Below are 22,644 nucleotides of genomic sequence, written 5' to 3'. Positions count from 1 at the left end.
CTGGTTCTTGCCTCAGCTTCCAAAACAGCGCGCGCGACGGGTGGTTCCCTTCGGGTGGAGGGAGACAGGGTCAATGCCGAAGGACAAACTTCACAACAGCAGGGCAACTGCGCCCAGTATCGCGAGCACGGAGATAACGAGAAGTCCGTCTTCGGGCCGAACTCTACGCATGACACTCACCACTCACTGAAATGAGCACTCTACCACAGATATATGGAAAGCGCGCGGCAAAACTACAGGCTGACCAGCAGAGCTGCAGCCGTTACTGTGATAGCAATCACTATCAGCAGGATCGCGTCCTCCGGGCCCGACGATGGCTCTGGCAATTTCGTCCCTCCTTGTTGGTGCGCCCCAATCACCGGAAGGGAGGAGGTGTTCCACTCGGCTGGCGGGCCAGACCAGAGTTTTGAAAGTCGCCGGCCGGCAACCAGATCGGGGCGGCGGACGGACGAGAGCTACTCAGCCACGGCAACCGTATCGGCGAAGCAGGACGAGATTGCCTTGTTCGCGCCGAGGTCTCTCGCCCACCTTGCAATCTCGGGCGCTTCACCCTTCTCTGCGACGCCACCCCAGACTTCCTTGAAGACCGGTCTGCCGGACGAGGCATCGAAGAAAAAATAGCCTGGGTCCGCAACCGGAAGCTCGGCATAGACGACCGTCCATGTGCCCGATTGCATGAACTCCTGGACGTCAACCCGAGAGGGCCTGATGTTTTGGTCGAGGCTCTTGGCGACAAGCTTGGCAAACTCAGATTTGCGCTGCGACGTCAGCTTTGTATCGACGCCTCCGCATGGATCCGCCGCCACCGCATGTTGCGGGATTTGCAGAGCGCCGACAGACAGGCCGATCGCGACAAACAGCGTTGGAAATTTCGGCATTTAACGCATTCCTCGTGAAATCAGTCGCGGCGAAATTCATCGAAGGAAACCACACATGGCGCTCACCGACAAGGAGATGCCTCAAGAGGCGGTCGACGCCCTGGATGAGGCCGCAACCGCGAACTGACAGCGGATCGTCGTCTGCTGTGCTCGCGATCTGTTCGGAACGCCAATTGTCGCGCGGGCCGGCCGGCCATTCTTTCATTCTTCATCGGGTTGGAAGCCTTGCCGCGGGGAACAGATGACGCGCGGCGTGGTTTTAACGGCAGGAATCGCTGCCTCCCTCGAAGAAGATGGAAGGCGATGATCTCACGATCGTAGATGTGCGGTCGGACGGTGCGATCGCGGATGGAGCGAGTCGTCGCGTATGTGCCATGTCAGGCCGAAGCCGAAGACCACGGGCTCGGCCCTAAATGAGGACCTCGGAAATGAGCGAGAGCGACAAACCGCTGAAGCAGGGCTCGCCTGGTCGGAACCTCACCAACAGGCAGGGACACCCGATTTCGAACAACCAATCCCAGCGAACGGTTGGCAGTCGGGGGCCGGCGACCCTCGAGAATTACCCGTTTCTCGAGAAGATCACCCACTTCGACCGTGAGCGCATACCCGAGCGGGTGGTGCATGCACGGGGGTTCGTTTGCTATGGCGAATTCGAGGCCACCGGCAATATAGGCGACGAGCCTGCGTCCAAATACACACGCGCAAAGCTCTTCCAGGAACCGGGCAAGAAGACGCCGCTGGCCATCCGCTTCTCGACGGTGATCGGGGGACGCGACTCCTCGGAAGTCGCGCGCGACCCGCGCGGCTTCGCGGTGAAGTTCTACACGGAAGACGGCAACTGGGACCTGGTCGGCAACAATCTGGCGGTCTTCTTCATCCGCGATGCGATCAAGTTCCCCGATGTGATCCACTCATTGAAGCCGGATCCTATGACATTTCGCCAGGAGCCGAACCGGATCTTCGATTTCATGTCGCAGACGCCGGAATCGATGCACATGCTGACGCACCTGTTCTCACCGCGCGGCATTCCGGCGAGCTACCGCCATATGGAGGGATTCGGCGTCAACACCTATAAGATGGTGAACGCGCAGGGAGAGACGGTGCTGGTGAAGTACCACTTCCATCCTCGCCAAGGCATCGCGAGCCTGACCGCGGCGGAAGCCGAGCGCGTGCAGGGCAAGGACCTGGGTTCCGCGTCCAAGGATCTTTATGAAGCGATCGAGCGCGGCGACTGTCCGCAGTGGGATATGTATGTCCAGATCATGGAGGACCACGACCATCCCGAACTGGACTGGGATCCACTCGACGACACGAAGATCTGGCCGGAGAAGGACTTTCCCCTGCGCCATGTCGGCGTCATGACGCTTAATCGCAACGTGGAGGACTTCTTCAACGAAAATGAGCAGATCGCGATGGGCACCGGTGTGCTGGTCGACGGTCTCGACTTCTCGGATGACAAGATGCTGGTCGGCCGCACCTTCTCCTACTCGGACACGCAGCGGTATCGGGTCGGCACCAACTATCTCCAACTGCCGGTCAACCAGGCCAAAAACGCCGATGTCGCGACGAACCTGTCCGGCGGCACGATGTCGTATCGGCGCGAAATCGCGCCCGGGCAAAACCCGCACGTCAACTACGAGCCCTCCATACATGGCGGGTTGGAGGAGGCGGCCCGCCAGGGGCCTAACAATCCGCCGGAAATCAGGGGGCGTCTGACGCGCAGCGTGATCGAGCGGCGCAATGACTACATGCAGGCCCGCGGGCGCTACTGCACCATGATGGATTGGGAACGGGACGACCTCGTTCTCAACATGGGCACTCTGCTGGCGCAATGTGAGCGTGACGTTCAGGAGCGGATGATCTGGCATCTGTTCCTTGTCCACGATGACTACGGCAAGCGGGTCGGCGACATGATCGGCATCACGGCGGATGACATTCGCCATCTTGCACCTTTGCCGAAACAGGTGCTGACGGATGAAGACCAGAGACGGCTCGAACGCCTGGGCAACAATGGTGATGCCATCGACGAAACGATATGGGGTCAGTGGACGAGCTCTGTGAAGAATCTGCAGGTGTCTGCGGATGACGTCATTTCCGGCAGACTGCCGTCTGCCAAGGCAGGCGTGAGCAGCCGCGCGGCAGAGTAGTGATACCTTCCGCTTCGGGTTTAAATCTGACCCCCGCCGAGCCTCGACCTTGTGGTTCACGCAGCCTCGAAGGGCGGTACGATCTCCATCTCCGGCACGAGCACGAGGCCCTTGTCGGTGATGCGGATTTCCGGGATCACCGAGAGCGGGATCAGGTTGAAACCCATATAGGGGATGGAGCAGCCGGCCTGCTCCCATTCACGCTTGAGCGCCTTCACCTCCTCGGCCACCGCGGTCACGCGCTTGTCCGAAAGGAGGCCGGCGATGGGCAGCGGCACCATGGCCGTCACCTCGCCCTCCGCCACGACGCAGACGCCACCCTGCGCCTCCTCGATGGCGCGCAGCGCCACCTGCATGTCGCCCTCGTTCGTGCCGGCGACGATGATGTTGTGGCTGTCATGGCCGACGGAGGAGGCGACGGCTCCGCGCTTCAGGTTGAAGTTGCTGAGGAGCCCGTGCGCGACATTGCCTGACGACTTCCCGTGCCGCTCGACCACCGTGACGAAGCACAGGCCGTGCCGGTCGAAATGGTCCTGCCAGTTGTTCGCAGGCTCCAGCACGATCCGCTCATGGCCGAGCGTGATGCCGGGGAGCTCGGTGCGGATCGCATGCGCCACGACCTTTTCCACCGGCAGGTCGGGCGTAAGCTTCACGTTCTTCGGCAGCTTCACCGTGTGAAACGCGGCTTCGGGATAGCGGTAGGGGTTGGAAAGAGCCTCGTCGAGCAGCGGTGTGATCTTCCGGTCCTCCACGACGAGTTCGCCGCCATACCAGGTGTTCACGGGCTTGAAGGCGTCGTCGAGCAGCACGAGGTCGGCCCGCCGCCCGCCGCCAAGTCCGCCGATCTCGCCCTCCAGGCCGAATCGGGTGGCCCCGTGCAGCGAGCCCATCGCCCAGGCCTGCTCGGGCTTCATGCCGGCCTTCATCGCCTCCCGCGTCACCCAGTCGAGGCCGAAGAGCAGGAGGTCGTCCGCATCCCGGTCGTCTGTGCACACCGCGATGCGCTTGTGCGAGGCGCCGAGCTCGGTGATCGTCTTGATCGCTTCCGGCAGGCTGTGCCAGGGCGTGGTGGGCGGGCCGCCGCGCAGGAAGAGCCAGATGCCCGCCTCAAGCAGGTCGTCGGCGATCTCGCGGTCGATCGCCTCGTGGGTGTCCGTCACGCCCGAGGCCGCATACGCGGCGACGAATTCGCGGCCGTAGACATGGCCGGAAACCGGCCGGCCGCGCTGGAGCGCGGCGGCGAGGATCGCGTGGCTGCGCTCGTCGCCCATGGCCACCTGCACGAAATCCATCTTCTCTCCGAGCGCCACCGCCTCCGGCCACTTGTCGAAGAGGGCCGCGATCTTCCCGGCGGTCAGGTCGCCGCCAGCGGTTTCCAGTTGCGGCGAGGTTGCAGGCACCGTGCTGGGCACGGTGAGGAAGATCGAGAGCGGCGCCTGGCGTGCATCCTCCAGCATCGCCTCCACGCCGGCCACATCCATGACGTTGCCGATCTCGTGGCTGTCGCAGAAGATCGTCGTGGTGCCGTTGAGGAGGGCGGCCTCCGCATAGGCGCAGGCCGTCACCATGCTCGATTCGATATGGATATGCGGATCGACCAGCCCCGGCGCGACGAGACCGTCCGCGGCATCATGGATTTCGGCCGCACTCCCTTTATAGGCGCCGGCCGGCTTCACCGCGGCGATGCGCCCGCCGGTCAGCCAGATTTCCCGGTCCGGCAGGATACGCTCCGAATAGGTGGAGAGAACACGCGCGCCCCTGATCACCAGATCCGGCTCTGTCCGCCCGGAGGCGACATCGGCAAGCTGCCTCGTCATGGCTGCCAGCGGGCGCACGGAAAAGCGGGTGAGTGTGCTCATGATGACCTCGCGAATGGGAGACGGATGCGTGAGGGCGAGAATGGCCCTCGCGGAATGAAGGATCAAGCCGCCCCGCGAACATTCCCGTGGCTATGCGGTTAGGCGGACATGCAACGGGAGGACATAGGGATGCGCCTCGAAGGCAAGATCGCGGTCGTCACGGGTTCGGATTCGGGCATGGGTCGGGCCATGGCTGAAGCATTTGCGCAGGCCGGCGCGGATATCGCGGTGACCTACCACTCGGACGAGGAGGGCGCCGATGAGACCCGCAAACGCGTTGAATCGGCGGGCCGAAGGGCGCTTGTCCGGCAGCTCGACGTGAAGGACGAGACAAGCGTTGCAGGTCTGTTCGAGGCCGTCGTGCAAGAGCTCGGTGCGCCCGACATCCTCGTCAACAATGCAGGGGTGGGCGGCGGCGGTGCCGAGGTGGCCGACATGAAGACCGAAGACTTCGACCGGGTCGTCAGGACGGATCTCTACGGCCCCTTTTTCTGCTGCCGCGAGTTCATCCGCCTGCGCCGCGGGAAGGGCGGGGGCGGCAAGATCATCAACATCACGTCGGTGCACGAGGCGATCCCGAGTCCGCGGAGCGCCGCCTATGGCGCGGCCAAAGGCGGGCTTGTCACCTTCACCCGCTCGCTGGCGCTGGAGCTTGCGCCGCTGCGTATCAATGTCAATGCGATCGCGCCGGGCCTCGTGCGCACGCCGATGACGGTGGAGCGCACCGAGGATCCGCAGAAGATGCGCGAGGAACTGCCGCGCATCCCTCTCAATCGCCCCGGTGAGCCTTGGGAGATCGCCCGGCTTGCGCTCTATCTCGCCTCCGCGGATGCCGACTACGTCACGGGCCAGAGCTTCACGATCGATGGCGGCCTTGAGATGAACTGGGGGCAGGGCGCATGATCGGCGCCACCTTCTGACTGGTCTACCCCTAGGATAGCCGGCCGTTTCCGGACTTGCCGTGGTCCGGCGACTTTCCGGCGCTTTCCCGAATCCCGCGCTTTTGTTCCGGCAAAAGGCACGCTAGAGGTGGCGCGAAGCGCGTGAGCGTGCCGGGCATCTTTATGCAGGAGGGGCCGTCCTTGAGCGAGCCGGAAACCGAAGAGTGGCACGGCAACCCGGCCGAGGCGTCGGAGCGTGGCATCTATGGCGAGGACGGCTCGGTCTCGGCGCATTTTCTCGCGCATATAGGGGCCGCCATCGGCGACCGCGACACGCTGACGCTGCGCAGGGATGTGGGCGGGCTGCACCAATCGGAGATCGGTGACCTCCTCGAAGCCTTGATGCCCGAGCAGCGCCGCGCGCTCGTTCAGCTCATGGGCGACAAGTTCGACTTCACGGCGCTCACCGAGGTCGACGAGGCGATCCGCCTCGATATCGTCGAGAGCCTGCCCAACGCGCAGATCGCCCAAGCCGTCCAACAGCTCGATCGGACGACGCCGTCTACATCCTGGAGGATCTCGACCCGCAGGACCAGGACGAGATCCTGGCGCAGCTCCCCTTCACCGAGCGGGTGCGGCTGCGCAGGTCGCTCGGCTACCCGGAAGAGACCGCCGGCCGGCGCATGCAGACGGAATTCGTCGCCGTGCCGCCCTTTTGGACGGTCGGTCAGACCATCGACTACATGCGCGAAGACCAGAACCTGCCCGATTCGTTCTCGCAGATCTTCGTCATCGATCCGACCTTCCGTCTTGTCGGCGCCGTCGACCTCGACCGCATTCTCCGCACGCAGCGAACGGTCAAGGTCGAGGAGATCATGCGCGAGACGCGCCACGCGATCCCCGCCACCATGGACCAGGAGGAAGCGGCGCGGATCTTCGAGCAGTACGACCTCCTGTCGGCCGCCGTCGTGGACGAGAACGACCGGCTTGTGGGTGTTCTCACCATCGACGACGTGGTGGACGTCATCACGCAGGAGGCGGAGGAGGACCTGCTGCGCATGGGCGGCGTCGGCGACGAGGAACTGTCGGATTCCGTGCTTGCCGCGGAGCGCTCGCGCGTGCCCTGGCTGCTGGTCAACCTGGTGACCGCCTTCCTCGCCGCTTCCGTCATCAGCCTGTTCGACCGCACGATCGAACAGGTGGTGGCCCTTGCCGTCCTCATGCCCATCGTCGCCGGCATGGGCGGGAACGCGGGCTCGCAGACGATGACGGTGACCGTGCGGGCGCTCGCCACCGGGGACCTCGACATCTACAATGCCGGTCGCATCATCCGCCGTGAAATGGGCGTGGGGATAATGAACGGGATCATCTTCGCCACGCTTATCGGATTGGTGGCGGGAGCCTGGTTCCAGAATGCCGATATCGGCGTCATCATCGCCGCGGCCATGGTCATCAACATGTTCGTGGCCGCGCTTGCCGGAATCCTCATCCCCCTCCTGCTCGACCGTGTGGGAGCCGATCCTGCGGTGGCCTCCTCCGTCTTCGTGACGGCGGTGACGGACGTGGTTGGCTTTTTCGGCTTTCTCGGTCTCGCCACCTGGTGGTTCGGTCTATGAGCCCCCGGCGAGCCGCTTGCGGGCGATGTAGAGCGTGACCGCAGCGGCGTTGGAGACGTTTAGGGAGCGAATCGCGCCGGGCATGTCGAGCCGCGCAAGCGCGCGCACGGTCTCGCGCGTCTTCTGCCTGAGCCCCTTGCCTTCGGCGCCGAGCACCAGGGCGATCTTCCCGCCTTCGAGGCTATCCTCAAGCAACTGAGGCCCTTCCGAATCGAGCCCGACCGTGAGGAAACCGGCCTCGTGCAGCTCCTCCAGGGCATTGGCGAGATTCCGCACCTCGATATGGTCGATATGCTCGAGCGCCCCGGAGGCGGCCTTGGCGAGCACGCCCGATTCGGCCGGGCTGTGGCGCGCCGTCGTCACCAGGGCATCCGCCCCGAAGGCGACCGCCGAGCGTATGATGGCGCCCACATTGTGCGGGTCCGTCACCTGGTCCAGCACGAGCACCAGAGACGCGTCGCCGAGGGCCGAAAGCGGTTTTGGCGAGCGGGCCTCCGCCTCGATCAGAACACCTTGATGGACCGCATCGGCGCCGACAAGTCTATCGATCGCCTTCGGCTCGACCAGATCGGCCGGGAAGGGCAGGGCGGAAAGATCGCCGATCTCCAGGCGCTGCGCGGCATTCCTCGTCACCAGCATGCGGCGGATCGTGCGGGACGGATTGTCGAGCGCTGCCCGCACGGTATGCAGCCCGTAGAGCCGCACGACCCCTTCCGGCAGGTCTGTGGCGGGGCGCTGCCCTGATCCCGCCTGCTCGCGATGGGCGCGGCGCAGCCGGGCATAGTGGCTGTCCTTGGGGGTTCCGCTATTCTTCCGGTCGTTCATGGCGCCTCGTATAGACGAGCCGGCGCCCCGCGCCTATGGCGGAGAGACACCTGAACGCGATTTTCAACGGCGATGCGCTTTGACGCTGTTGACAGTGAGAAACGTCGTGGCCATAAGGCGCACACGGAAAACGGAAGACCATTGACCTGCGGCGCCGCTTTTCCCAAATGACTTCCTGCGCATGATGCAGCAGCGCGGAGGGGTGTCCGAGTGGTTAAAGGAGACGGACTGTAAATCCGTTGGCTTCGCCTACGCTGGTTCGAATCCAGCCCCCTCCACCATCCATCGCCTTTGTGTCCGAACCGGGCAGCAGAACGTTCCAGAAAGATGGGTGACAGCCTCTGGGTGAGGCTGCCGGTGGCCTGCAGGTTCTCAGCTCAAGATACGACATATCCCGGATCGCAGCGCACGAAGCCTGCCGGCCCAATGCCGTCGGTTGCCTCCCGGATGTCGAGCCTCCGGCCATAGGCATGCAGATCGGCCCGCGGGCTGTGCCCGGATGGCGCGGTCGTGACCATACCAATAAGACGATAAGTCGATTGCGACTACCAAATGGTAGTTGCGGCAAAACCGGCGGACGGCTTTCCATCCCTCCATATTGGGGCACAACTGTGGAGGGCCATCATGATCGACCGAAACCGGCTGCGCGGGGCAACCGCTCTTCTCGCGACTTTACTTCTGAGCGCCTGCGGCGGCGGAGGTTACACGTCTCTGCTGGACGACCCGGCATTTTCCGACGATGCCACGTTTGCGGAGGACGCAGGCACGGTCGGAGAGGCGCTCGCCAGCGGCAACACGCTTTCCGCTTACAACGGCAACATGATCCAGGCGGCACGTCACCAAGATGGTGCCTGGGTCGAGACAACGTCTCCCGAGTTCAAGATCACCAGAAACGATCAGGGCGGGATCGACGTGACACTGGGCGGTGAAACCGTCAGCTACGCGGCGGCCGATGTCTCGCCCGACGGGAACGGCTTCGAAAAGGAGCCGGACGGCAACTGGCGCGCACTCTACACCTGGAGCGCTCCGTCTGCTGCGGAGGCGCTCTCGGGCCAGAATGTCGAATATGATTCCCACCAGGTTTGGACATATTTTTGGGATACGACCGACGGCGGGACGACGAACGGCTATGCCGTCATCGGGACGGAGACCCGTCCATCCGCCCTCGAGGGCAAGGCAAACGCCACCTATTCCGGATACGCGGTAGCCGACGTCTATCAGAAGGGCAGCGACAGTTTCGATCGCCTCAGATATCGCGGCGATGTGCAAATGAGCGCAGATTTCGCGGCGGGAAAAATCGCCGGAAACATCGCCGGCGTGACCAGGGAAGCCAGAGTGAACGACGCCTGGACCGGCAATCGCGTGCCTGTCGCAGGGGCCATCGCCATGAACGAGGCTGACATAGAAGGGAACTCTTTTGCCGGAACCCTGACCGGTGATCAGGCTTTCGTGGCCGACATCGGCGAATTCTCGGGGACATATGGTGGCAAATTCTACGGGAAGGCAGGCGAGGAAGTCGGCGGCATCCTGTCGATCAACGACGCGGACTCGGTTGGCTCCGGCTTCTTCTCTGCCGGCCAGAACTGACGGAAATGGGGACAAGCATGCCTGCCCGACAGCACCGGGCATGCTTTGGGAGCGGGTATCCTCATGCACAGGGTTCTGGCCACGCTGGGGGCCGCGGCAGCGATGCTTTTATCGGCCGCGGCTCCCTTATGGTCCCAGCAACATGGAGCTGACAGAATAGCAGTCCTTGTCCGCGCGGGCGACGATGACGGCGCGCGGGCCGTCATCCGCCGGATCATGCGAGGAAAACCCGACGCTGCCCTCCACGTCGCGCATCTGGAAGGCGTCATCAGGATGCGCGACAAGGATTACAAGGAGGCGATCAGAATCTTTCGCCTCATCCTTTCCGTGGAGCCGAATTTCACCCCCGCCCGGTTCGAACTGGCCCGGGCACTTCTGAGAACAGGCGACCGGGACGGTTCGTCCTATCATTTCCAGGCGCTGGCCCGAGGGTCCGACGACGCGCCCGTCCGGCATCTCGCCGAGAGATATCTCGACAGGATCGACGGCTCCCGCGATTATGGCTTTTCCTATTATTTCTCTCTCTTACCGTCGACAAACGTCAACAAGGGCACCCACAACAGAACCTTCGAGGCAGGAGGGCTGGTATTCGCCATCGACGAGGACTCCAGGAAGGCGAGCGGCGTGGGGGCCGGAACTGGTGGCAGCGCCTTTCGGACCTTCCGCCTCGACGAGTCATATGCGGTGGTTGCCTCCGGCTGGGCAGACATCAGGAAATATTCGGAAACGACCGAAAGCGACGAGATCGGGGTCGGCGGATCCGTCGCGCTGTCGCGCCGGGCCGGCAGGCTGTCGTGGGCCGCAGGTCCGGCTGTCGAATACCGATGGGCGGCCGGTGATCCCTACCTGTTGCGCTACGGCATCACGGCGGGGGTCAGAGCGGTCGTCGGCGAGAGGAACACAGTCTCTTTCTCCCTGTCGAGCCGTGTTCAGGACTATGTCGACCAGGACTACAGGGACGGGCATATCCACATCGCGGGACTCTCCGTCCGCAGGGCCCTTTCACAATCGGATGCCTTGGCGGCAAGGCTGGGATTGACGTTCGAGCGGACGCAGCGCCGGCATCTCGACTACGATGGCGCCAGCCTCGGCTTGGAATACGACAAGGAGTGGCGGGGCGGCTTCATGACGAGCTTCTTCGGTTCGTTCGAGTGGCGGGACTATCTCGGGAATTTCCCGGCCACCGACCATCGCCGCGAGGACCGTCTCTTCTCCATCGGCGCAGGCGTCTCGCACAGGAAACTGAATTTCGCAGGCTTCACGCCCAAAGCCACATATAAATTTACGGACAGGAAGTCCAACGTCAGCTTCTACGAGTACGAGAGTCACGATTTCGGGCTCGCGCTGACACGGGAGTTCTAAGACGCTCACCTGGACTGATTTAGTCCGCGCACGAGAAGCAGCAGCTCCGATTGCCGGTGGACTCCCGTTTTCTGGAAGACAGCTTTCAGCCTCTGCCTGGCCGTGCTCTCAGCAATCCCGAGCGTGGAGGCGGCTTTCGCAACCGAGGCACCGGTGGCAAGTTCCAGGCACAGCATCGATTCAGCCGGGGTCAGGCCGAGCAGGCTGGAGATCCGCGCGGGATCGCCTATGGCGTGAAGCTCTGGATCCTTGAGAAGGATGATTGCATGGGCGTTCGGCGATACCGTGCGCACCACGGCCGGAGAGGAAATTGCCTCGACCATGATGGGCAGTCTGGCTGGCCGCTCGATCGAGATCGGCAGCACCTTTTCCGTATCGGCTGTCGAACGGCTCCAGTCGACAGCGGCGGCGACAAGCGACTGTAGCGGCAAATCGTTGCTGCCGTCCGCAGAAAGCAGCCTGCCACGCTTGATATGCAAGCAGCCTGCGTTCCGTGCGAGAAGCTCCTCGGCGCATGCGTTGAGGGCGATGACGCGCCCTCTGCCGTCGAGCAGGAGGGCAGCCTGCCCGATCGTGTCAAATGTGCTGAGACCGGTGGCGCTGCGGGCGCTTGCAATGAGGTTTCCGAGCTTTACCATACGTCTGAGGTGAGGAGTGATCTTTGCGAGCCGCGCAGCCTCCTCCGGGGTAAAGAAGCCCTCGTGCCGCGATCTGATCAGCGGCAGGCACCACGGATCGCCGTCCACCTTGAAGCCGATGGCGGCGAAACCGGGGAATCCCCATTTGAGATAGAGCTCGTTGTAATGAGGCAGCCCTTTCCGCTCCTCATCGCTGGCGAGGTCGTGCTCGATGATCACGGATTTTCGGTTGGAAAGGAAAAGATTCCAGCCTCTGATTGCCCGGTAATGATTCAGATACCAGCCGCCTGCGACATAGTCCTCAAGCAGGCCTCCATAGACGGAAGACGACGGAACGGTGGTCGCGTTCTCGTTGACATCCTTCGGGTAGAACATGGCCCCGGTTGCGCCGAGGGCGTGCGCAAGCCTGTCCAGAGCCGATGACCAGAGTTCCGGAAAGGCTACCGCTTCATAGCAGATATCGAGCGCGTTTTCGTAGCTCTCCCCATGCATTGTAGTCCCCCGACCCCGAAACGAAGGTTGCTACAAGCAATGGGCACGGTCAATTAGAATTGCAGGATATGCCGCTGCGGTAGGCTCAGCGGGCTCGATGGCGCACTGCGACCCTGGCCGGCCGGTGGAATCGCGTGGGCGCTCGACAGGGGCTGGTCGCACGGCTTGACCTTCCGAACGCGGTCAATTAGCTAAGACGCTCGCAAGCGGGTATAGCTCAATGGTAGAGCAGCAGCCTTCCAAGCTGAATATGCGGGTTCGATTCCCGCTACCCGCTCCAGGCAATCTCTTGAAAGTCCTGCTGTTTTACGATTGAGCATCACGAGCCGTTTCACAGGCGTTTCAGAGCCGTTTCACTTCCTCAGTTTCGAACGTGCTTCGGCGACTTTCCGGTTGTTCTCCAGATCGTCGTTTCGCACGTAGCGCCTCGTTCGGCCCTTCGTGCCCCATTTCGCATACCAGCCGCGAAAATCCTTGCCGGTGAGCTTCGGCACGAGCCGCTTGCCGACCGTGCGGCTGATGAGATTGAGCGACGGTTCGTAATCCCGTATCCGCGTCGAGTGCTTCAGCGTGTGGTATCAGGTGCGTAGCTTTGAAGGACTTTCGATGCCTGGGCGGGCGCGACATGGCAGATGCCATCTCGGCCTTCGTGGCATCGTGATCGCCGGCCTTGCGACTGACCACTTGCCAGATTGCCTCCTCGGTATCGGCGCAGACGACATGCACGTCGACGGCGCGCTTCTGCCGAAACCGCCAGCACCGCCGGACGGCCCCGTAGAAGCTCTCGTATGAGAGGCCCATGAAGGCCATGCGCGCGCAGTACTGCCAGTTGACCCCGAAGCCGCAGATGGAGGGCTTGTAAAGGAGTATGCGGATTTCGCCGCGGCTAAAGGCCTCGAGCCGTTCCTCCTTCTTTTCGATCGGCATCGAGCCGCGGATTTCAACGGCCTCGGGAATGGCTTCACGAACGGCATCGGCGTCGTAGTCGGTCTCGACCCAGATGATCCACGGTTCACCCGGCTCGGCCGAGACGATCTCCGCAAGCCTTCGGGCGCGCGCCTGGCTGGTCAGCCGCTTCTCGCGATGGATGGACGTGGCCGACATGTCGGGCGTGCGGAAGAGCCGGATTTGACCGTCCTTCTCCTCGCCGGTATCGATACCGCGATCGGCGGCAACCAGATGCCGATGCAAATTGAGCGCCGGCATTTCGAAACCGTCATCGGAAAAGCCCAGATCGGAGGGTTTGGACACACAGCATGCCCAGCTCGCCACCCAATCCCAGAACGGCCGAACCGCCGGCCTCTTCAGCCGATACAGGCCCATCTGCGTCTGGTCGGCGATGAACCAGCGCGACAGCATCTCGGGCGCTTCCATGACGCGGAGGAAATGTGAGTGCTGTCCAAGCTCGGTACGGTCATTCGGCGCCGGCGTTGCGGTGCAGGCGAGCCGGTAGGGCGTCCGCTCGAATGCTTTGATCAGCCGGCGCGTGGTCTTGCCCGTGAAGCTCTTCAGGATCGAGCTCTCGTCGAGGATGACGCCGCCCCAGAGGTCCGGGTTGGCGCTGACTATGACAGGCGAGTTGGGATCGGAGATCTTCGCGGTAACTTCATCGGCGCGAAATGCCGACAGCAGGTCGACTATGTAGCGAGGTTGAAAGCGGTATGCCCCTTTCCGGTGGCAATGGCCTTGTCGAGATACTCGCGTGCCGTGCCGAGTCCCTGTCGAGTTGCGACCAGCGCCACACGACCATCAGCCCAGACGCAGGGCATCTTCTCGTAACCTCTCGCGACCAAGGCGCGGGACGTCGCAGCGATGAGCTGTCGACGGTCCAACACATGATCTTGGGGAGGGCTGTCCGCGAACTTGGGCACAACGTGCCGTGCCGTAGAACCGGATCGCCGTTTCCTCTTTGTACATGCATATTCTGGCATCGAACGCCCCGTCGACTCCGGCCGGCGGGGCTTTTTTCTCGTGGAGCGAAGACGGCGCACACCGATCCTTATGGCGCCATCTCGTCAACAGGGCACCAGCCGACGAGTTGCTGGTCCGAAGCGAGTAACATTGGTGAGATGATTGCGCCGTTTGCCTCGTCGGGAATGTGATCGAACCACCCGGTGGCATGGCAATCTTCAATATACACCCGCGGATGCAACCGATCCGCGATCCCCGGAACACTTGGCGGGCTGCACCAGAGTGGAAACCTGTTGAGATAGTCGGCGGCAAAACAGACGGTCCCTCCCTCACGCAACGAACGGACCGCAACGATAAAGGTCTCCATCTCGCCCTCCGCCACTGGCGGCGATACATCGGCGGCCCGGTACCTGATTGTGATTGGTTTTTCAAACTGCGACATATTCGAGAATCCTCTGCATCGGAATATCTGCCGACCGCATGCGCTGGAATGAGCGAGGACGGCTACCTGCAATTGCTCGGGCACTCAGGATTGCTGAGGCTGTCGAATACGCCCCTCCTGAGCGACTTCGGCAGCCATCTCGATCATATAGGCGAAAAGCCTTGTATCGATCTCCTGCTTCATATGAGCCGCCAGGCGACGTGCCTCAAAAAGGTGCATTACGATCAGATCTCGTGTCGGAATCTGCATCAGATCTGCGCGGCTCGCAGCCGCAATGTTGACGGGACACATCACTCAACTCCTTACATGACTGTTCTGTTGGCCTTCGGTCAGGCTGCGATCGGCTGCGGGACGGGATAGGGACGCGAGAAGATGTGCTCATAGATCCCCAATCTCCTGCGCATCGTGGCGGCGACGTGCCTCGATATCTCGAACGCGCCGCAGCAGACCGGCCGCTTGCCGAAGCCGTCAGCTCGGCCGAGCTCGTCGAATGAGGCCCCGGCGCGCTTGTAGACACGTTTCAGACGCGGCTCATAATTGGCCACGATGGTTTCGATCCCGTAGGAGAGACCGCATTCGACGGTCGCGAGCAGGAGCAGCCCGAAAGCTGTGCCGGGAACTACCCCCGGAAAGTCTCGCGCCAGATTGGCGGCATGAACGCACGACCGAGTGGCCTCCCAAATACTCGGCGAGGACAACGCGGCGATGTCTGGTATCGTGTTCCGGAATACGTCCCTCAGGAGGGTAGGGCCGGTCGTGGGCATCAGCCGTAGCGAAGCATAGAGCGTCGTCCATTCAGGATCACACCACACCAGGTAAACGGGGCCGAGATCGTCGTAGCAATCCCGCTCGTGTTCTCCCTGGATGGGCACATCCCATTCAAGCATGTCATGAAAGACCTGCTTCCTAAGCCTGAACATCTCGCCCACGATGTTTTTGCGCTGGCCGTAGTGCGCCGGTTCTATGGTCGTAAACATTGTACCTCCATCCGATGTTGAAGTCGGGAGGGAGGTTGAACCGAGTATTATTGAAAGAAAATTCCCAATCGTGGCGGAGCAAAGTTGAGTCCCAAAGAGAGATACCTCAAAATTGGGGGTGCGCGTAACCTATTCAGAGATGTTTATCTTGGCATTATCGCGCGTTGTTTCAGTTGTTTCTGGCGGATTCGCGCACCAACCATTTAACGGGGCATGTGCTTTTTCACACGGGTCGAGATCGAGTTGGCCGTCGAACCAGGCTAGGCGGCGGCGCAAGACATCGGGCGCTGCTGCCCGCAGGCGTGCGCCGTCTTTTTTGAATGTGATGCCGCGCCGGTCGAGGAAGAGCCAGACCGTCGAGGGTGCCGCCCGCACTCGGTTCTCGGCGGCAAGGCGCTCCCCTTGGCGCCGGGTGCGTCGGCCGCCGCGCATCGTGCTCGATAAAGGTCAGGAGCTCCTGCAGCTTGTCCCGGCACAACTGCTGATCGCGTTCCTGCGCGTCGTCTCAAGTTGTTCCCCTCGCGAGTTCGCAAAGGACCGCAGCATCTGATCCTGTGTCATCATTGCCGCGTCTCGGCAATCTGAGACCACAGGATCACACGGTACTGTGTTGCTTTGGCAACCGCCTCCGTGATGGATGCGCAGCTGAGCTTTTGCCGGATCGATTTAAGATATGAGCGGACGGTGGACTCCGAAATTCCCAGCAGATGAGCTATGACATTGCCATCATTTCCTCTGGCGGCGAGCGCGAGGCACTCGATCTCGCGGCGCGTGAGGCGCGGAAACGGGTGGTCCGTCCCGAATAACTCTGCAATGGCCATCCGATGGAGCTCGAGGGCGAGTCTCTGAAGCTCGTCGACATTTGCGGAAATAAAGCTATCCCACTCCTCTCGGTTCTTGTTGGAAGTAATCGACGTCAGGGAGCGCCTGTTCTCACCGTCAACCGTAGGAATGGAATAGCCGTTGAGGCCGACATCGTGCGCCAGGGCGTCCTCCAGGAAAGGAAGCACGTCCGGCGCTACCTCAATCTCCGTCCAGTCAAAAGCCACCCGACGCTGAAAGCCTTCCTGAACGACCGGGTCGATCGTGAGATATCTTTTGATAAGGTACCGGGTGAGCCATTCAGCGGGATAAGTACTCTTTACATATGGTGCGTCGAGCGGGCCGATCGGTGTATAGCCGAGATGGAAGGTGACGTGATGCAGGTCGAATGCGTCCCTGATCTTGGCGACCGCGAGTTCTGCGGAAGATAGCCTTGCGATGTCCAGCCTGGTGTCGGATTCCTCGCTCATCGCCTTGGTCTCTCTACTCATCACGTCCCCCTCTACTCTCAAACTTGGATAAAATGCCATGATTTCCACCAACTCGTGCGCAACTCTTGGTTGGTATGGAGTTGTTTCAGGTGTGAGAAAGTCTAGTCTGATGCCCGATAAGAGATTGCAAGTTTTGTTCTCGGCCGCCGAGCTCGCCCGGCGTAAACGCGAAGACCTTGTGTTGGATGCAGCCGAGGCGACGATGGAGGCCCACAAGGTCGAAGCTGGCATCGTCGCCCTGAAGAGGGCGCTTAGGCATGAGCGAAAAGCCCCTCAGGATATTGAAGCGGCCGACCAGGCACGCTTTTGGGTCGAAGTCTATCTCAAGCTTACCGCAAACCGTGTGAAGCCTGTGCCGCGTGATGACAGTCATCTGCCTTAGCGGCAGCAGTATCGCGCTGACCAGAAGCTGCGTCGAAACGATTGCGCAGCGTGCAGGAAGGCACGCCGAAGACAAGCACAGAGCCACGTTCAACCATTACTTTTAAGACCGTGCGCGCTACTACGCGACCGCAGATCAAAGTCCCCCTTTAATGCCCCGTAGCAGATTAAACGCACAATTTTTCTTAAATGCAAGACCGAATTCAACCCTAGCGTTGGTAGGCTTCAGGAGCCCCGCCTCCTCGAAGCTTGTTCATGCGATGCCTTTCCGCCCTGCGAGAGGGCATCGGAGGTCATGTGCTGGACATCGCAAGCTGGCCAGATCGTCGGCGCGTCGGGGGGAACACGAGGCTCCTCTCCAAGTTGTGGGTGTTTCGCATTTATGGAGGGACCGATGCAATTTATCCCAACCCGTATTCATGGTGTTCTCGATTATCTCGTAGGGATACTGCTCATTGTGGCGCCCTGGCTGCTTGGATTTGCCAATGGCGGGGCGGCGCAATGGGTGCCCGTCGTCCTTGGACTGGGCGTGATCGTCTACAGTTTGCTGACCAACTACGAATTGGGTGTCATACGGGTTATTTCAATGCCCGTTCATCTGGCTTTGGATGTCATCGGCGGGATCGTTCTCGCTTCGTCGCCGTGGCTTTTCGGTTTCCAAGACCAAATCATCTGGCCTCATTTGGTGGTCGGCATCATCGAAGTGGTGACCGCAGCTTCAACTGATCGACAACCAGGCCGGCCGCGAGCTTAGCCATCGCGGCTTTCGCCACGAGACCTTCCCATTGCGCGGTAAGCTGTCTCACCTCAACGAGTGCTTACGTTATACGATCCTCGAACTCCGCTTCAGGATGTACGCCCACCCTGTGTTGATAAACCAGCGCTCCGCCCTTCCAGCCTGTGAAGACAAGCAGGAGAAAAACGATTGCCGAGAGCGCCAAGCCCCATGGTACAGCCCAATCCGCGCCGGTTGCGATCCTGAAGATAAAGCTGACCGACGCCAACGTAACGGCCACGACATTACCGATCATATGGTGCCAGGCATCGCTGATCGCGCGGACACGAGGATTGCCGAGAAAATCAGTGAACCCTGCGACCGCAGCTGCGGCACTCATCACGAGGCCCGCTCCAAGAAGCCACAATGACGCATCCGCCCAAAAGGTGTCTGCCGTGGCCCAAAATGCGAGATCGCTCGCGAAAACCGCGGTGAACAGAGCGATGGGAAATGGAATCAGCATTGGATGAATGGGATGGCCGCCCAGTTTGGCTGTGCTGGCGATGCCCAGAAGTTCACGATCCGTCATTCTGCAACTCCTGGCGATCAGGTCTGCCTACCTCAATCAGGAGCGGCGATATTGGTTCCTCTCCTCAGGTGGCGGTTGGCGACCGTCAGATCTCCAAATGAAGCGGATTTTGAGTCTCGGGGTAAAGGTTTACGGGGGCGGCGCCAAAACAGAACGGGATTCTGTGAGACAAAATTGGAGCAAACGACGTTCTAGAGCACGTCCGGCTTAATCCGGGTCATATCCAGCAGCCCTGAAGTAGTTTGCGCATTCTGCGGGAGTGAACTGGTCGAGGAGTGCGCCAGCGGTATCCCAGAGCGCTTTGATGGTGCGCTCGGCTTTTGCCCGCAGGAGCGCTTTGAGCTTTGAGAAGGCATTCTCGATGGGGTTGAAGTCCGGGCTATAGGGCGGCAGGAACATGAGGGTTGCACCGGCTTGCTCGATCGCGTCGCGGACGCCTGCTGCCTTGTGTGCCGGCAAGTTGTCCATGATGACGACATCGCCGCGCCTCAGGGTGGGGACCAGGACCTGCTCGACATAAGCGAGGAAGACGGTGCCATTCATGGCGCCATCGTAGACGAAGGGCGCGGTCATGCCGGACAGGCGCAGTGCGCCGGTGAAGGTGGTGGTTTTCCAGTGCCCATGCGGCATGCCGGCTCGGCAGCGTTCGCCGCATGGCGCGCGACCCCGCAGGCGGGCCATCTTGGTGGACAGGCCGGTCTCATCGATGAAGACAAGCCTGGCAGGGTCGAGGTCGAGTTGGCCTTCGAACCAATCCTGCCGGCGCTTCAGGACATCAGGACGGTCCTGCTCCAATGCATGCGCGGACTTTTTTGAACGTCCAGCCCCGCCCGCGCAGCCAGGCGCTCAGGGCACTGCGGCCGATACACACGGAGCGCTCGGCTGCGAGCCGCTCGACCATCTCGTTCAGCGTCACGTCCTTGTTCGCCTCGATCATGGCAACAACGAACGTCTCGTGCGCATCCAGGCGTGAGCCCCGCGGCTTGCCCTGACGCCGCGCCGAGCGTTCCCCGTTCTCACGCGCCCGCCTGATCCAGACAATTGCCGTCGAAACGCCGACGCCAAACCGTGCCGCGACGGAGCGCGCCGAAGCGCCTGCCGCTGCAGCATCCAGAACCCGCATCCGAAGATCCTCACCGTAAGCTCGAGCCATCGCCATCTCCTGCAACGGCGACGGTGAATCATAAAACCCAATCCGTGTCATCAACGCTACGACTCGGAGTTCAACGGACGTGCTCTAGGTGCGTCGATATGGAGTTGCGAAACCGGCTCGCGCTCTGTCATTTGGGTTTATCCCTCCGTCCGGATCGATCTCGACGAGCTCCAGTTCTCCAGATGCCGGCTTTCTAACTTCATCCCAGTCCCGGGTTGCGGCTTCCAGAGCCTTCAGAACCGGTAGGTCAAGCCGAGGACGGGGCCGGAAAGCGTGGTATCGAAGACGTGCCCATCGTCGTCATAGTCGACGGACAGCACCTTGTAGCCGGCCGACAACGTAACCTTTTTGTTGAACGAATAGTTGGCGGTCGCGAGCACCTGCCAGGTGAAGTCGGAGCCCGCCCCGAAGCCGCCGATATCGCCTTGTGAAAGAATGGAGAACCTGTCGTTGAAATGGAAATGGGCACGCGCGCCGACGACCGGATCGATCCAGTCAAAGTCGCTTTCGATGGTCAGCGACCGACCGGCGACCCTTACATTGAGGTCGTTCCAGAGATGCCAGTACCGCGCCCCGCCCAGCACGTCGAAGGTGAACCGCGGGGCGTCGTAGACCCGGTATCCGGCCTGCAGCGTGGCGGCGAACTGAGCCGTATCGTAGTCGGCGCTGATGGCGCCGATGATCGGAAGCGGTCTTGAGGTCGCGCTTTCGGCGATGTCCACATACATTACGTCGCCGGAGATGACGAACCGGTCCTTGCGTGCCCAGAAGTTGACGAAGCCGGCGACGTTGAGGTCGTCAAGGATGTCGGAGAAATCCTTCTCGACATGAATGGTCGGAGCACGCCGGAACGGCGACACGTCGCCCTCCATACCGGCTGCCCAGACATAGGGCGTGATCTGGAATATCCACTCGGACGATGCCGGCGCCAGCGGCGCAGTCACCGGCGCTTCGTTCATCGGTGCGATATCGGCGCCGTGGGCGGCGGTCGCCGCCAGAAGGAGAAGCGCGGCGGCCAGAGACGTCGCGTTTTTGCTCATCTATGCTGTCCCCTCAGCTCAACGATAATGTGTTCTTGTGAACTTGCCCGTTCTTCATGATGAGCTTCATATTCGATTCGGGATCGGCGACGAGCCAGATGTCGTCGAGCGGGTTGCCTTCGATGACGAGCACATCGGCGAGTGCGCCTGGCTCGATCACACCCACCTTGGCCCGATAGGGGTTCCTTTCGCCTGCCATGGCAAGAAGCTCTCCATTGCGACCAGTGGCCATGCGCAGCACGTCGACATTGTCAAACCAGCGAGAGAGCTTGGCGAGTTGCTTTCCTTGCGTGGGGGGCCCTTTCGGGTTGAACAGGATGTCGGTTCCCCAAGCCATGTTGACGTTGTGCGTCTTGCCGAGCTCGTAGGCGCGGATGGTGCCCTCGGCGATCTCCTGCTGCTGCTGCCTCTGTATCGGATCGGCCTTGGGATTGGCGTCCTCATCGGCGAGAAAGGGCTGCAAGCTCCACCACGCGCCTTCGTCGGCGATCATCTTGACCGTGTCCTCGTCGGCAAGCTGTCCGTGCTCGATGCACTTGACGCCGTTTTCCAAAGCCCTCTGGATGCCTTCGGGCGTGTAGACATGGGTGCAGACATAGGTGCCCCAATCCGATGCCGCGTCCACGGCGGCGCGGATCTCCTCGGCCGTGAACTGGTTGACGTGGATCGGATCGTAAGTGGACGAGACCCCACCGCCGGTCATGATCTTGATCTGGCTCGCACCCAGCAGGAGCTGTTCGCGCACGCGGCGGAGTACCTCGGGAACACCATCGGCGATCGCCGAGATGCCGGCTGCCTCGGGATGGCTGAGGTCGTTGCTTGAAGAGCGCGGCACCTCATAGCGCATGCGGAAATCGCCGTGGCCGGAAGTCTGCGAGATCATTGCGCCCGAAGGGAATATCCGCGGGCCCGGGAACTTACCCTCGTCGATCGCGCGCTTGAGGGAGAAGGACGGCCCGCCGACGTCGCGTACCGTGGTGAATCCGCGCATCAGGGTCCTGCCGGCCTCCTCGGCGGCGACGAGATGGATGTAGGGCACGTCCGCGGTCAGCGCCAGCACCTCGGGAATCGCCGCCATGAGCGTGTGCCAGTGGGCATCGATCATGCCCGGCATCAGCACCCGTCCGCCGCAGTCGACCACCTCCACGTCGGTGGCATCCTCGCCGGCCGGGACGAGCGCCTCGATCTTGTTGCCGGAAATGCGCAGGTTCGACCCCTCGATGAGCTTGGCTGACTGCCCGTCGAAGATGCGCACATTGGTGAAGAGAACCGGCTTGTCCGGCTCCTGGGCAAAGGCGGCAGCAGGTCCCAGCGAGGAGGCGGCCAGGGCGGCGGAGATGCCCCGCAGGACCGAGCGGCGCGACATCCCTGTGGTGAGGCGTCGGTTGACCCTGGCAAAGGCCGGCGTGTGGCAGTCGCATGCGACGCCGTGAACCAGACTTTGATACTTGCTGCCGAGGCGAAGTTGCATGTCGTATCCCCCTGTCTGGCAGGCTACCCCTCTCGCAGCACCTGTGTGATCTACCAGAGAAACAGAACTGCCTTAGTCAAGGTTAAATTATGCCGGCTCAAGCACCAACATACAATAGCGCACAGACATCTTGTTAAACCGAATAAGTTTACCATTCACGAAAGATCAATATCTGCAACTCGGCGCGAAGCTGTCATCTCGATGGACGAAGGGAAAGGCGTACCCGATTTTCGAGTTAAGCACGCCATCACAAACTCGCGAATGGGCTCGATCGCGACCTCGCTCCTAGGGGGTGAACGTCTTAAATCGCCATTGCGAACCCGAAGCCGAAAAGACTATTCCCGGGCCCCACTTTCGACTGAGCGGG

At 61.6% G+C, this 22,644-nt stretch carries 20 protein-coding genes, 2 tRNA genes and 1 pseudogene; 9 read left to right on the top strand and 14 right to left on the bottom strand.

Annotated elements, in window-relative coordinates; genetic code table 11:
- Nucleotides 1-455 precede the first annotated feature (455 nt).
- Entirely contained in the window at nt 456-878 is a 423-nt protein-coding gene (locus PVE73_RS15565; protein ID WP_277363120.1) for a hypothetical protein, read from the bottom strand.
- A 428-nt stretch (nt 879-1,306) separates the two neighbouring features.
- Here PVE73_RS15565 and PVE73_RS15560 point away from each other — a divergent pair, with 428 nt between their 5' ends.
- Nucleotides 1,307-3,025 carry a catalase gene (locus tag PVE73_RS15560; protein WP_277363119.1) on the top strand — a complete coding sequence of 573 codons (1,719 nt, stop codon included), beginning with the start codon at nt 1,307-1,309 and terminating at the stop codon, nt 3,023-3,025.
- A gap of 56 nt (nt 3,026-3,081) precedes the next feature.
- On the opposite strand, the gene PVE73_RS15555 is transcribed toward PVE73_RS15560, so the two are convergent.
- Entirely contained in the window at nt 3,082-4,884 is a 1,803-nt protein-coding gene (locus tag PVE73_RS15555; RefSeq protein ID WP_277363118.1) for an adenine deaminase C-terminal domain-containing protein, read from the bottom strand.
- A gap of 129 nt (nt 4,885-5,013) precedes the next feature.
- On the opposite strand from PVE73_RS15555, the gene PVE73_RS15550 reads away from it, so the two are divergent.
- Nucleotides 5,014-5,787: an SDR family oxidoreductase gene (locus PVE73_RS15550; RefSeq protein ID WP_277363117.1), complete on the top strand. Its 774-nt coding sequence runs from the start codon at nt 5,014-5,016 to the stop codon at nt 5,785-5,787.
- Nucleotides 5,788-5,948: 161 nt separating this feature from the next.
- A pseudogene (mgtE, locus tag PVE73_RS15545) lies at nt 5,949-7,381 on the top strand (magnesium transporter).
- Here mgtE and PVE73_RS15540 read toward each other — a convergent pair.
- A complete protein-coding gene (locus PVE73_RS15540; RefSeq protein WP_277363116.1) occupies nt 7,376-8,206 on the bottom strand; it encodes an RNA methyltransferase in 831 nt (276 codons plus the stop codon). The pseudogene mgtE and the gene PVE73_RS15540 sit on opposite strands and share 6 nt — an antisense overlap.
- Before the next feature lie 196 nt (nt 8,207-8,402).
- Here PVE73_RS15540 and PVE73_RS15535 point away from each other — a divergent pair.
- From PVE73_RS15535 to PVE73_RS15525, 3 genes are all read left to right on the top strand, one after another.
- A tRNA-Tyr gene (locus PVE73_RS15535) sits at nt 8,403-8,487 on the top strand.
- Nucleotides 8,488-8,830: 343 nt separating this feature from the next.
- A complete protein-coding gene (locus PVE73_RS15530; protein WP_277363115.1) occupies nt 8,831-9,793 on the top strand; it encodes a transferrin-binding protein-like solute binding protein in 963 nt (320 codons plus the stop codon).
- A 63-nt stretch (nt 9,794-9,856) separates the two neighbouring features.
- Nucleotides 9,857-11,155 (top strand): surface lipoprotein assembly modifier, encoded by a 1,299-nt coding sequence (locus PVE73_RS15525; protein WP_277363114.1) that lies wholly within the window; start codon nt 9,857-9,859, stop codon nt 11,153-11,155.
- 5 nt (nt 11,156-11,160) lie between these two features.
- Here PVE73_RS15525 and PVE73_RS15520 read toward each other — a convergent pair whose 3' ends face one another.
- On the bottom strand, nt 11,161-12,285 hold the full coding sequence (locus tag PVE73_RS15520; protein ID WP_277363113.1) for a hypothetical protein: 1,125 nt from the start codon (nt 12,283-12,285) through the stop codon (nt 11,161-11,163).
- A gap of 206 nt (nt 12,286-12,491) precedes the next feature.
- Between PVE73_RS15520 and PVE73_RS15515 the strand changes: the two genes are divergently transcribed.
- A tRNA-Gly gene (locus PVE73_RS15515) sits at nt 12,492-12,565 on the top strand.
- A gap of 62 nt (nt 12,566-12,627) precedes the next feature.
- On the opposite strand, the gene PVE73_RS15510 is transcribed toward PVE73_RS15515, so the two are convergent.
- The 6 genes from PVE73_RS15510 to PVE73_RS15485 form a co-directional block, all read right to left on the bottom strand.
- Nucleotides 12,628-13,644, bottom strand: a complete 1,017-nt coding sequence (locus PVE73_RS15510) for a hypothetical protein (protein ID WP_277363112.1) — start codon at nt 13,642-13,644, stop codon at nt 12,628-12,630.
- 640 nt (nt 13,645-14,284) lie between these two features.
- Entirely contained in the window at nt 14,285-14,638 is a 354-nt protein-coding gene (locus tag PVE73_RS15505) for a hypothetical protein (RefSeq protein WP_277363111.1), read from the bottom strand.
- An 84-nt stretch (nt 14,639-14,722) separates the two neighbouring features.
- Nucleotides 14,723-14,929, bottom strand: a complete 207-nt coding sequence (locus PVE73_RS15500) for a hypothetical protein (RefSeq protein ID WP_277363110.1) — start codon at nt 14,927-14,929, stop codon at nt 14,723-14,725.
- Nucleotides 14,930-14,967: 38 nt separating this feature from the next.
- On the bottom strand, nt 14,968-15,615 hold the full coding sequence (locus tag PVE73_RS15495; protein ID WP_277363109.1) for an acyl-homoserine-lactone synthase: 648 nt from the start codon (nt 15,613-15,615) through the stop codon (nt 14,968-14,970).
- Nucleotides 15,616-15,744: 129 nt separating this feature from the next.
- Entirely contained in the window at nt 15,745-15,990 is a 246-nt protein-coding gene (locus PVE73_RS15490; protein WP_277363108.1) for a hypothetical protein, read from the bottom strand.
- A 185-nt stretch (nt 15,991-16,175) separates the two neighbouring features.
- Nucleotides 16,176-16,967, bottom strand: coding sequence for a LuxR family transcriptional regulator (locus tag PVE73_RS15485; RefSeq protein WP_277363107.1), 792 nt, complete (start codon nt 16,965-16,967; stop codon nt 16,176-16,178).
- Here PVE73_RS15485 and PVE73_RS15480 point away from each other — a divergent pair.
- Nucleotides 16,966-17,310: a hypothetical protein gene (locus PVE73_RS15480; RefSeq protein ID WP_277363106.1), complete on the top strand. Its 345-nt coding sequence runs from the start codon at nt 16,966-16,968 to the stop codon at nt 17,308-17,310. The two genes, PVE73_RS15485 and PVE73_RS15480, sit on opposite strands and share 2 nt — an antisense overlap.
- Nucleotides 17,311-17,703: 393 nt before the next feature.
- On the top strand, nt 17,704-18,063 hold the full coding sequence (locus tag PVE73_RS15475) for an SPW repeat protein (RefSeq protein ID WP_277363105.1): 360 nt from the start codon (nt 17,704-17,706) through the stop codon (nt 18,061-18,063).
- Nucleotides 18,064-18,127: 64 nt separating this feature from the next.
- Here PVE73_RS15475 and PVE73_RS15470 read toward each other — a convergent pair whose 3' ends face one another.
- From PVE73_RS15470 to PVE73_RS15455, 4 genes are all read right to left on the bottom strand, one after another.
- Nucleotides 18,128-18,613 carry a DUF2231 domain-containing protein gene (locus PVE73_RS15470; protein ID WP_277363104.1) on the bottom strand — a complete coding sequence of 162 codons (486 nt, stop codon included), beginning with the start codon at nt 18,611-18,613 and terminating at the stop codon, nt 18,128-18,130.
- 207 nt (nt 18,614-18,820) lie between these two features.
- Nucleotides 18,821-19,766, bottom strand: a protein-coding gene (locus PVE73_RS15465; protein WP_246249038.1) for an IS630 family transposase whose coding sequence is annotated in 2 segments (ribosomal slippage) — nt 18,821-19,427 and nt 19,426-19,766 — 948 coding nt in all. Because the reading frame shifts where the segments join, the coding sequence is not laid out codon by codon here.
- A 233-nt stretch (nt 19,767-19,999) separates the two neighbouring features.
- Nucleotides 20,000-20,806: a hypothetical protein gene (locus PVE73_RS15460; RefSeq protein ID WP_277363103.1), complete on the bottom strand. Its 807-nt coding sequence runs from the start codon at nt 20,804-20,806 to the stop codon at nt 20,000-20,002.
- 13 nt (nt 20,807-20,819) lie between these two features.
- Nucleotides 20,820-22,277 (bottom strand): amidohydrolase family protein, encoded by a 1,458-nt coding sequence (locus tag PVE73_RS15455; protein WP_277363102.1) that lies wholly within the window; start codon nt 22,275-22,277, stop codon nt 20,820-20,822.
- Nucleotides 22,278-22,644: the final 367 nt, after the last annotated feature.

This window comes from Chelativorans sp. AA-79 (assembly GCF_029457495.1).
Taxonomy (GTDB): domain Bacteria; phylum Pseudomonadota; class Alphaproteobacteria; order Rhizobiales; family Rhizobiaceae; genus Chelativorans.
The sequence above is the reverse complement of the archived record's forward strand: the minus strand, read 5'-3'. Positions and strand labels throughout refer to the sequence as shown.

Bases quoted from the DNA above. Each gene is read 5' to 3' on its own strand.
- PVE73_RS15565 (WP_277363120.1), bottom strand. From the start codon at position 878: ATGCCGAAATTTCCAACGCTGTTTGTCGCGATCGGCCTGTCTGTCGGC.
- PVE73_RS15560 (WP_277363119.1), top strand. From the start codon at position 1,307: ATGAGCGAGAGCGACAAACCGCTGAAGCAGGGCTCGCCTGGTCGGAAC.
- PVE73_RS15555 (WP_277363118.1), bottom strand. From the start codon at position 4,884: ATGAGCACACTCACCCGCTTTTCCGTGCGCCCGCTGGCAGCCATGACG.
- PVE73_RS15550 (WP_277363117.1), top strand. From the start codon at position 5,014: ATGCGCCTCGAAGGCAAGATCGCGGTCGTCACGGGTTCGGATTCGGGC.
- PVE73_RS15540 (WP_277363116.1), bottom strand. From the start codon at position 8,206: ATGAACGACCGGAAGAATAGCGGAACCCCCAAGGACAGCCACTATGCC.
- PVE73_RS15530 (WP_277363115.1), top strand. From the start codon at position 8,831: ATGATCGACCGAAACCGGCTGCGCGGGGCAACCGCTCTTCTCGCGACT.
- PVE73_RS15525 (WP_277363114.1), top strand. From the start codon at position 9,857: ATGCACAGGGTTCTGGCCACGCTGGGGGCCGCGGCAGCGATGCTTTTA.
- PVE73_RS15520 (WP_277363113.1), bottom strand. From the start codon at position 12,285: ATGCATGGGGAGAGCTACGAAAACGCGCTCGATATCTGCTATGAAGCG.
- PVE73_RS15510 (WP_277363112.1), bottom strand. From the start codon at position 13,644: ATGCTGTCGCGCTGGTTCATCGCCGACCAGACGCAGATGGGCCTGTAT.
- PVE73_RS15505 (WP_277363111.1), bottom strand. From the start codon at position 14,638: ATGTCGCAGTTTGAAAAACCAATCACAATCAGGTACCGGGCCGCCGAT.
- PVE73_RS15500 (WP_277363110.1), bottom strand. From the start codon at position 14,929: ATGTGTCCCGTCAACATTGCGGCTGCGAGCCGCGCAGATCTGATGCAG.
- PVE73_RS15495 (WP_277363109.1), bottom strand. From the start codon at position 15,615: ATGTTTACGACCATAGAACCGGCGCACTACGGCCAGCGCAAAAACATC.
- PVE73_RS15480 (WP_277363106.1), top strand. From the start codon at position 16,966: ATGATTTCCACCAACTCGTGCGCAACTCTTGGTTGGTATGGAGTTGTT.
- PVE73_RS15485 (WP_277363107.1), bottom strand. From the start codon at position 16,967: ATGGCATTTTATCCAAGTTTGAGAGTAGAGGGGGACGTGATGAGTAGA.
- PVE73_RS15475 (WP_277363105.1), top strand. From the start codon at position 17,704: ATGCAATTTATCCCAACCCGTATTCATGGTGTTCTCGATTATCTCGTA.
- PVE73_RS15470 (WP_277363104.1), bottom strand. From the start codon at position 18,613: ATGACGGATCGTGAACTTCTGGGCATCGCCAGCACAGCCAAACTGGGC.
- PVE73_RS15460 (WP_277363103.1), bottom strand. From the start codon at position 20,806: ATGAGCAAAAACGCGACGTCTCTGGCCGCCGCGCTTCTCCTTCTGGCG.
- PVE73_RS15455 (WP_277363102.1), bottom strand. From the start codon at position 22,277: ATGCAACTTCGCCTCGGCAGCAAGTATCAAAGTCTGGTTCACGGCGTC.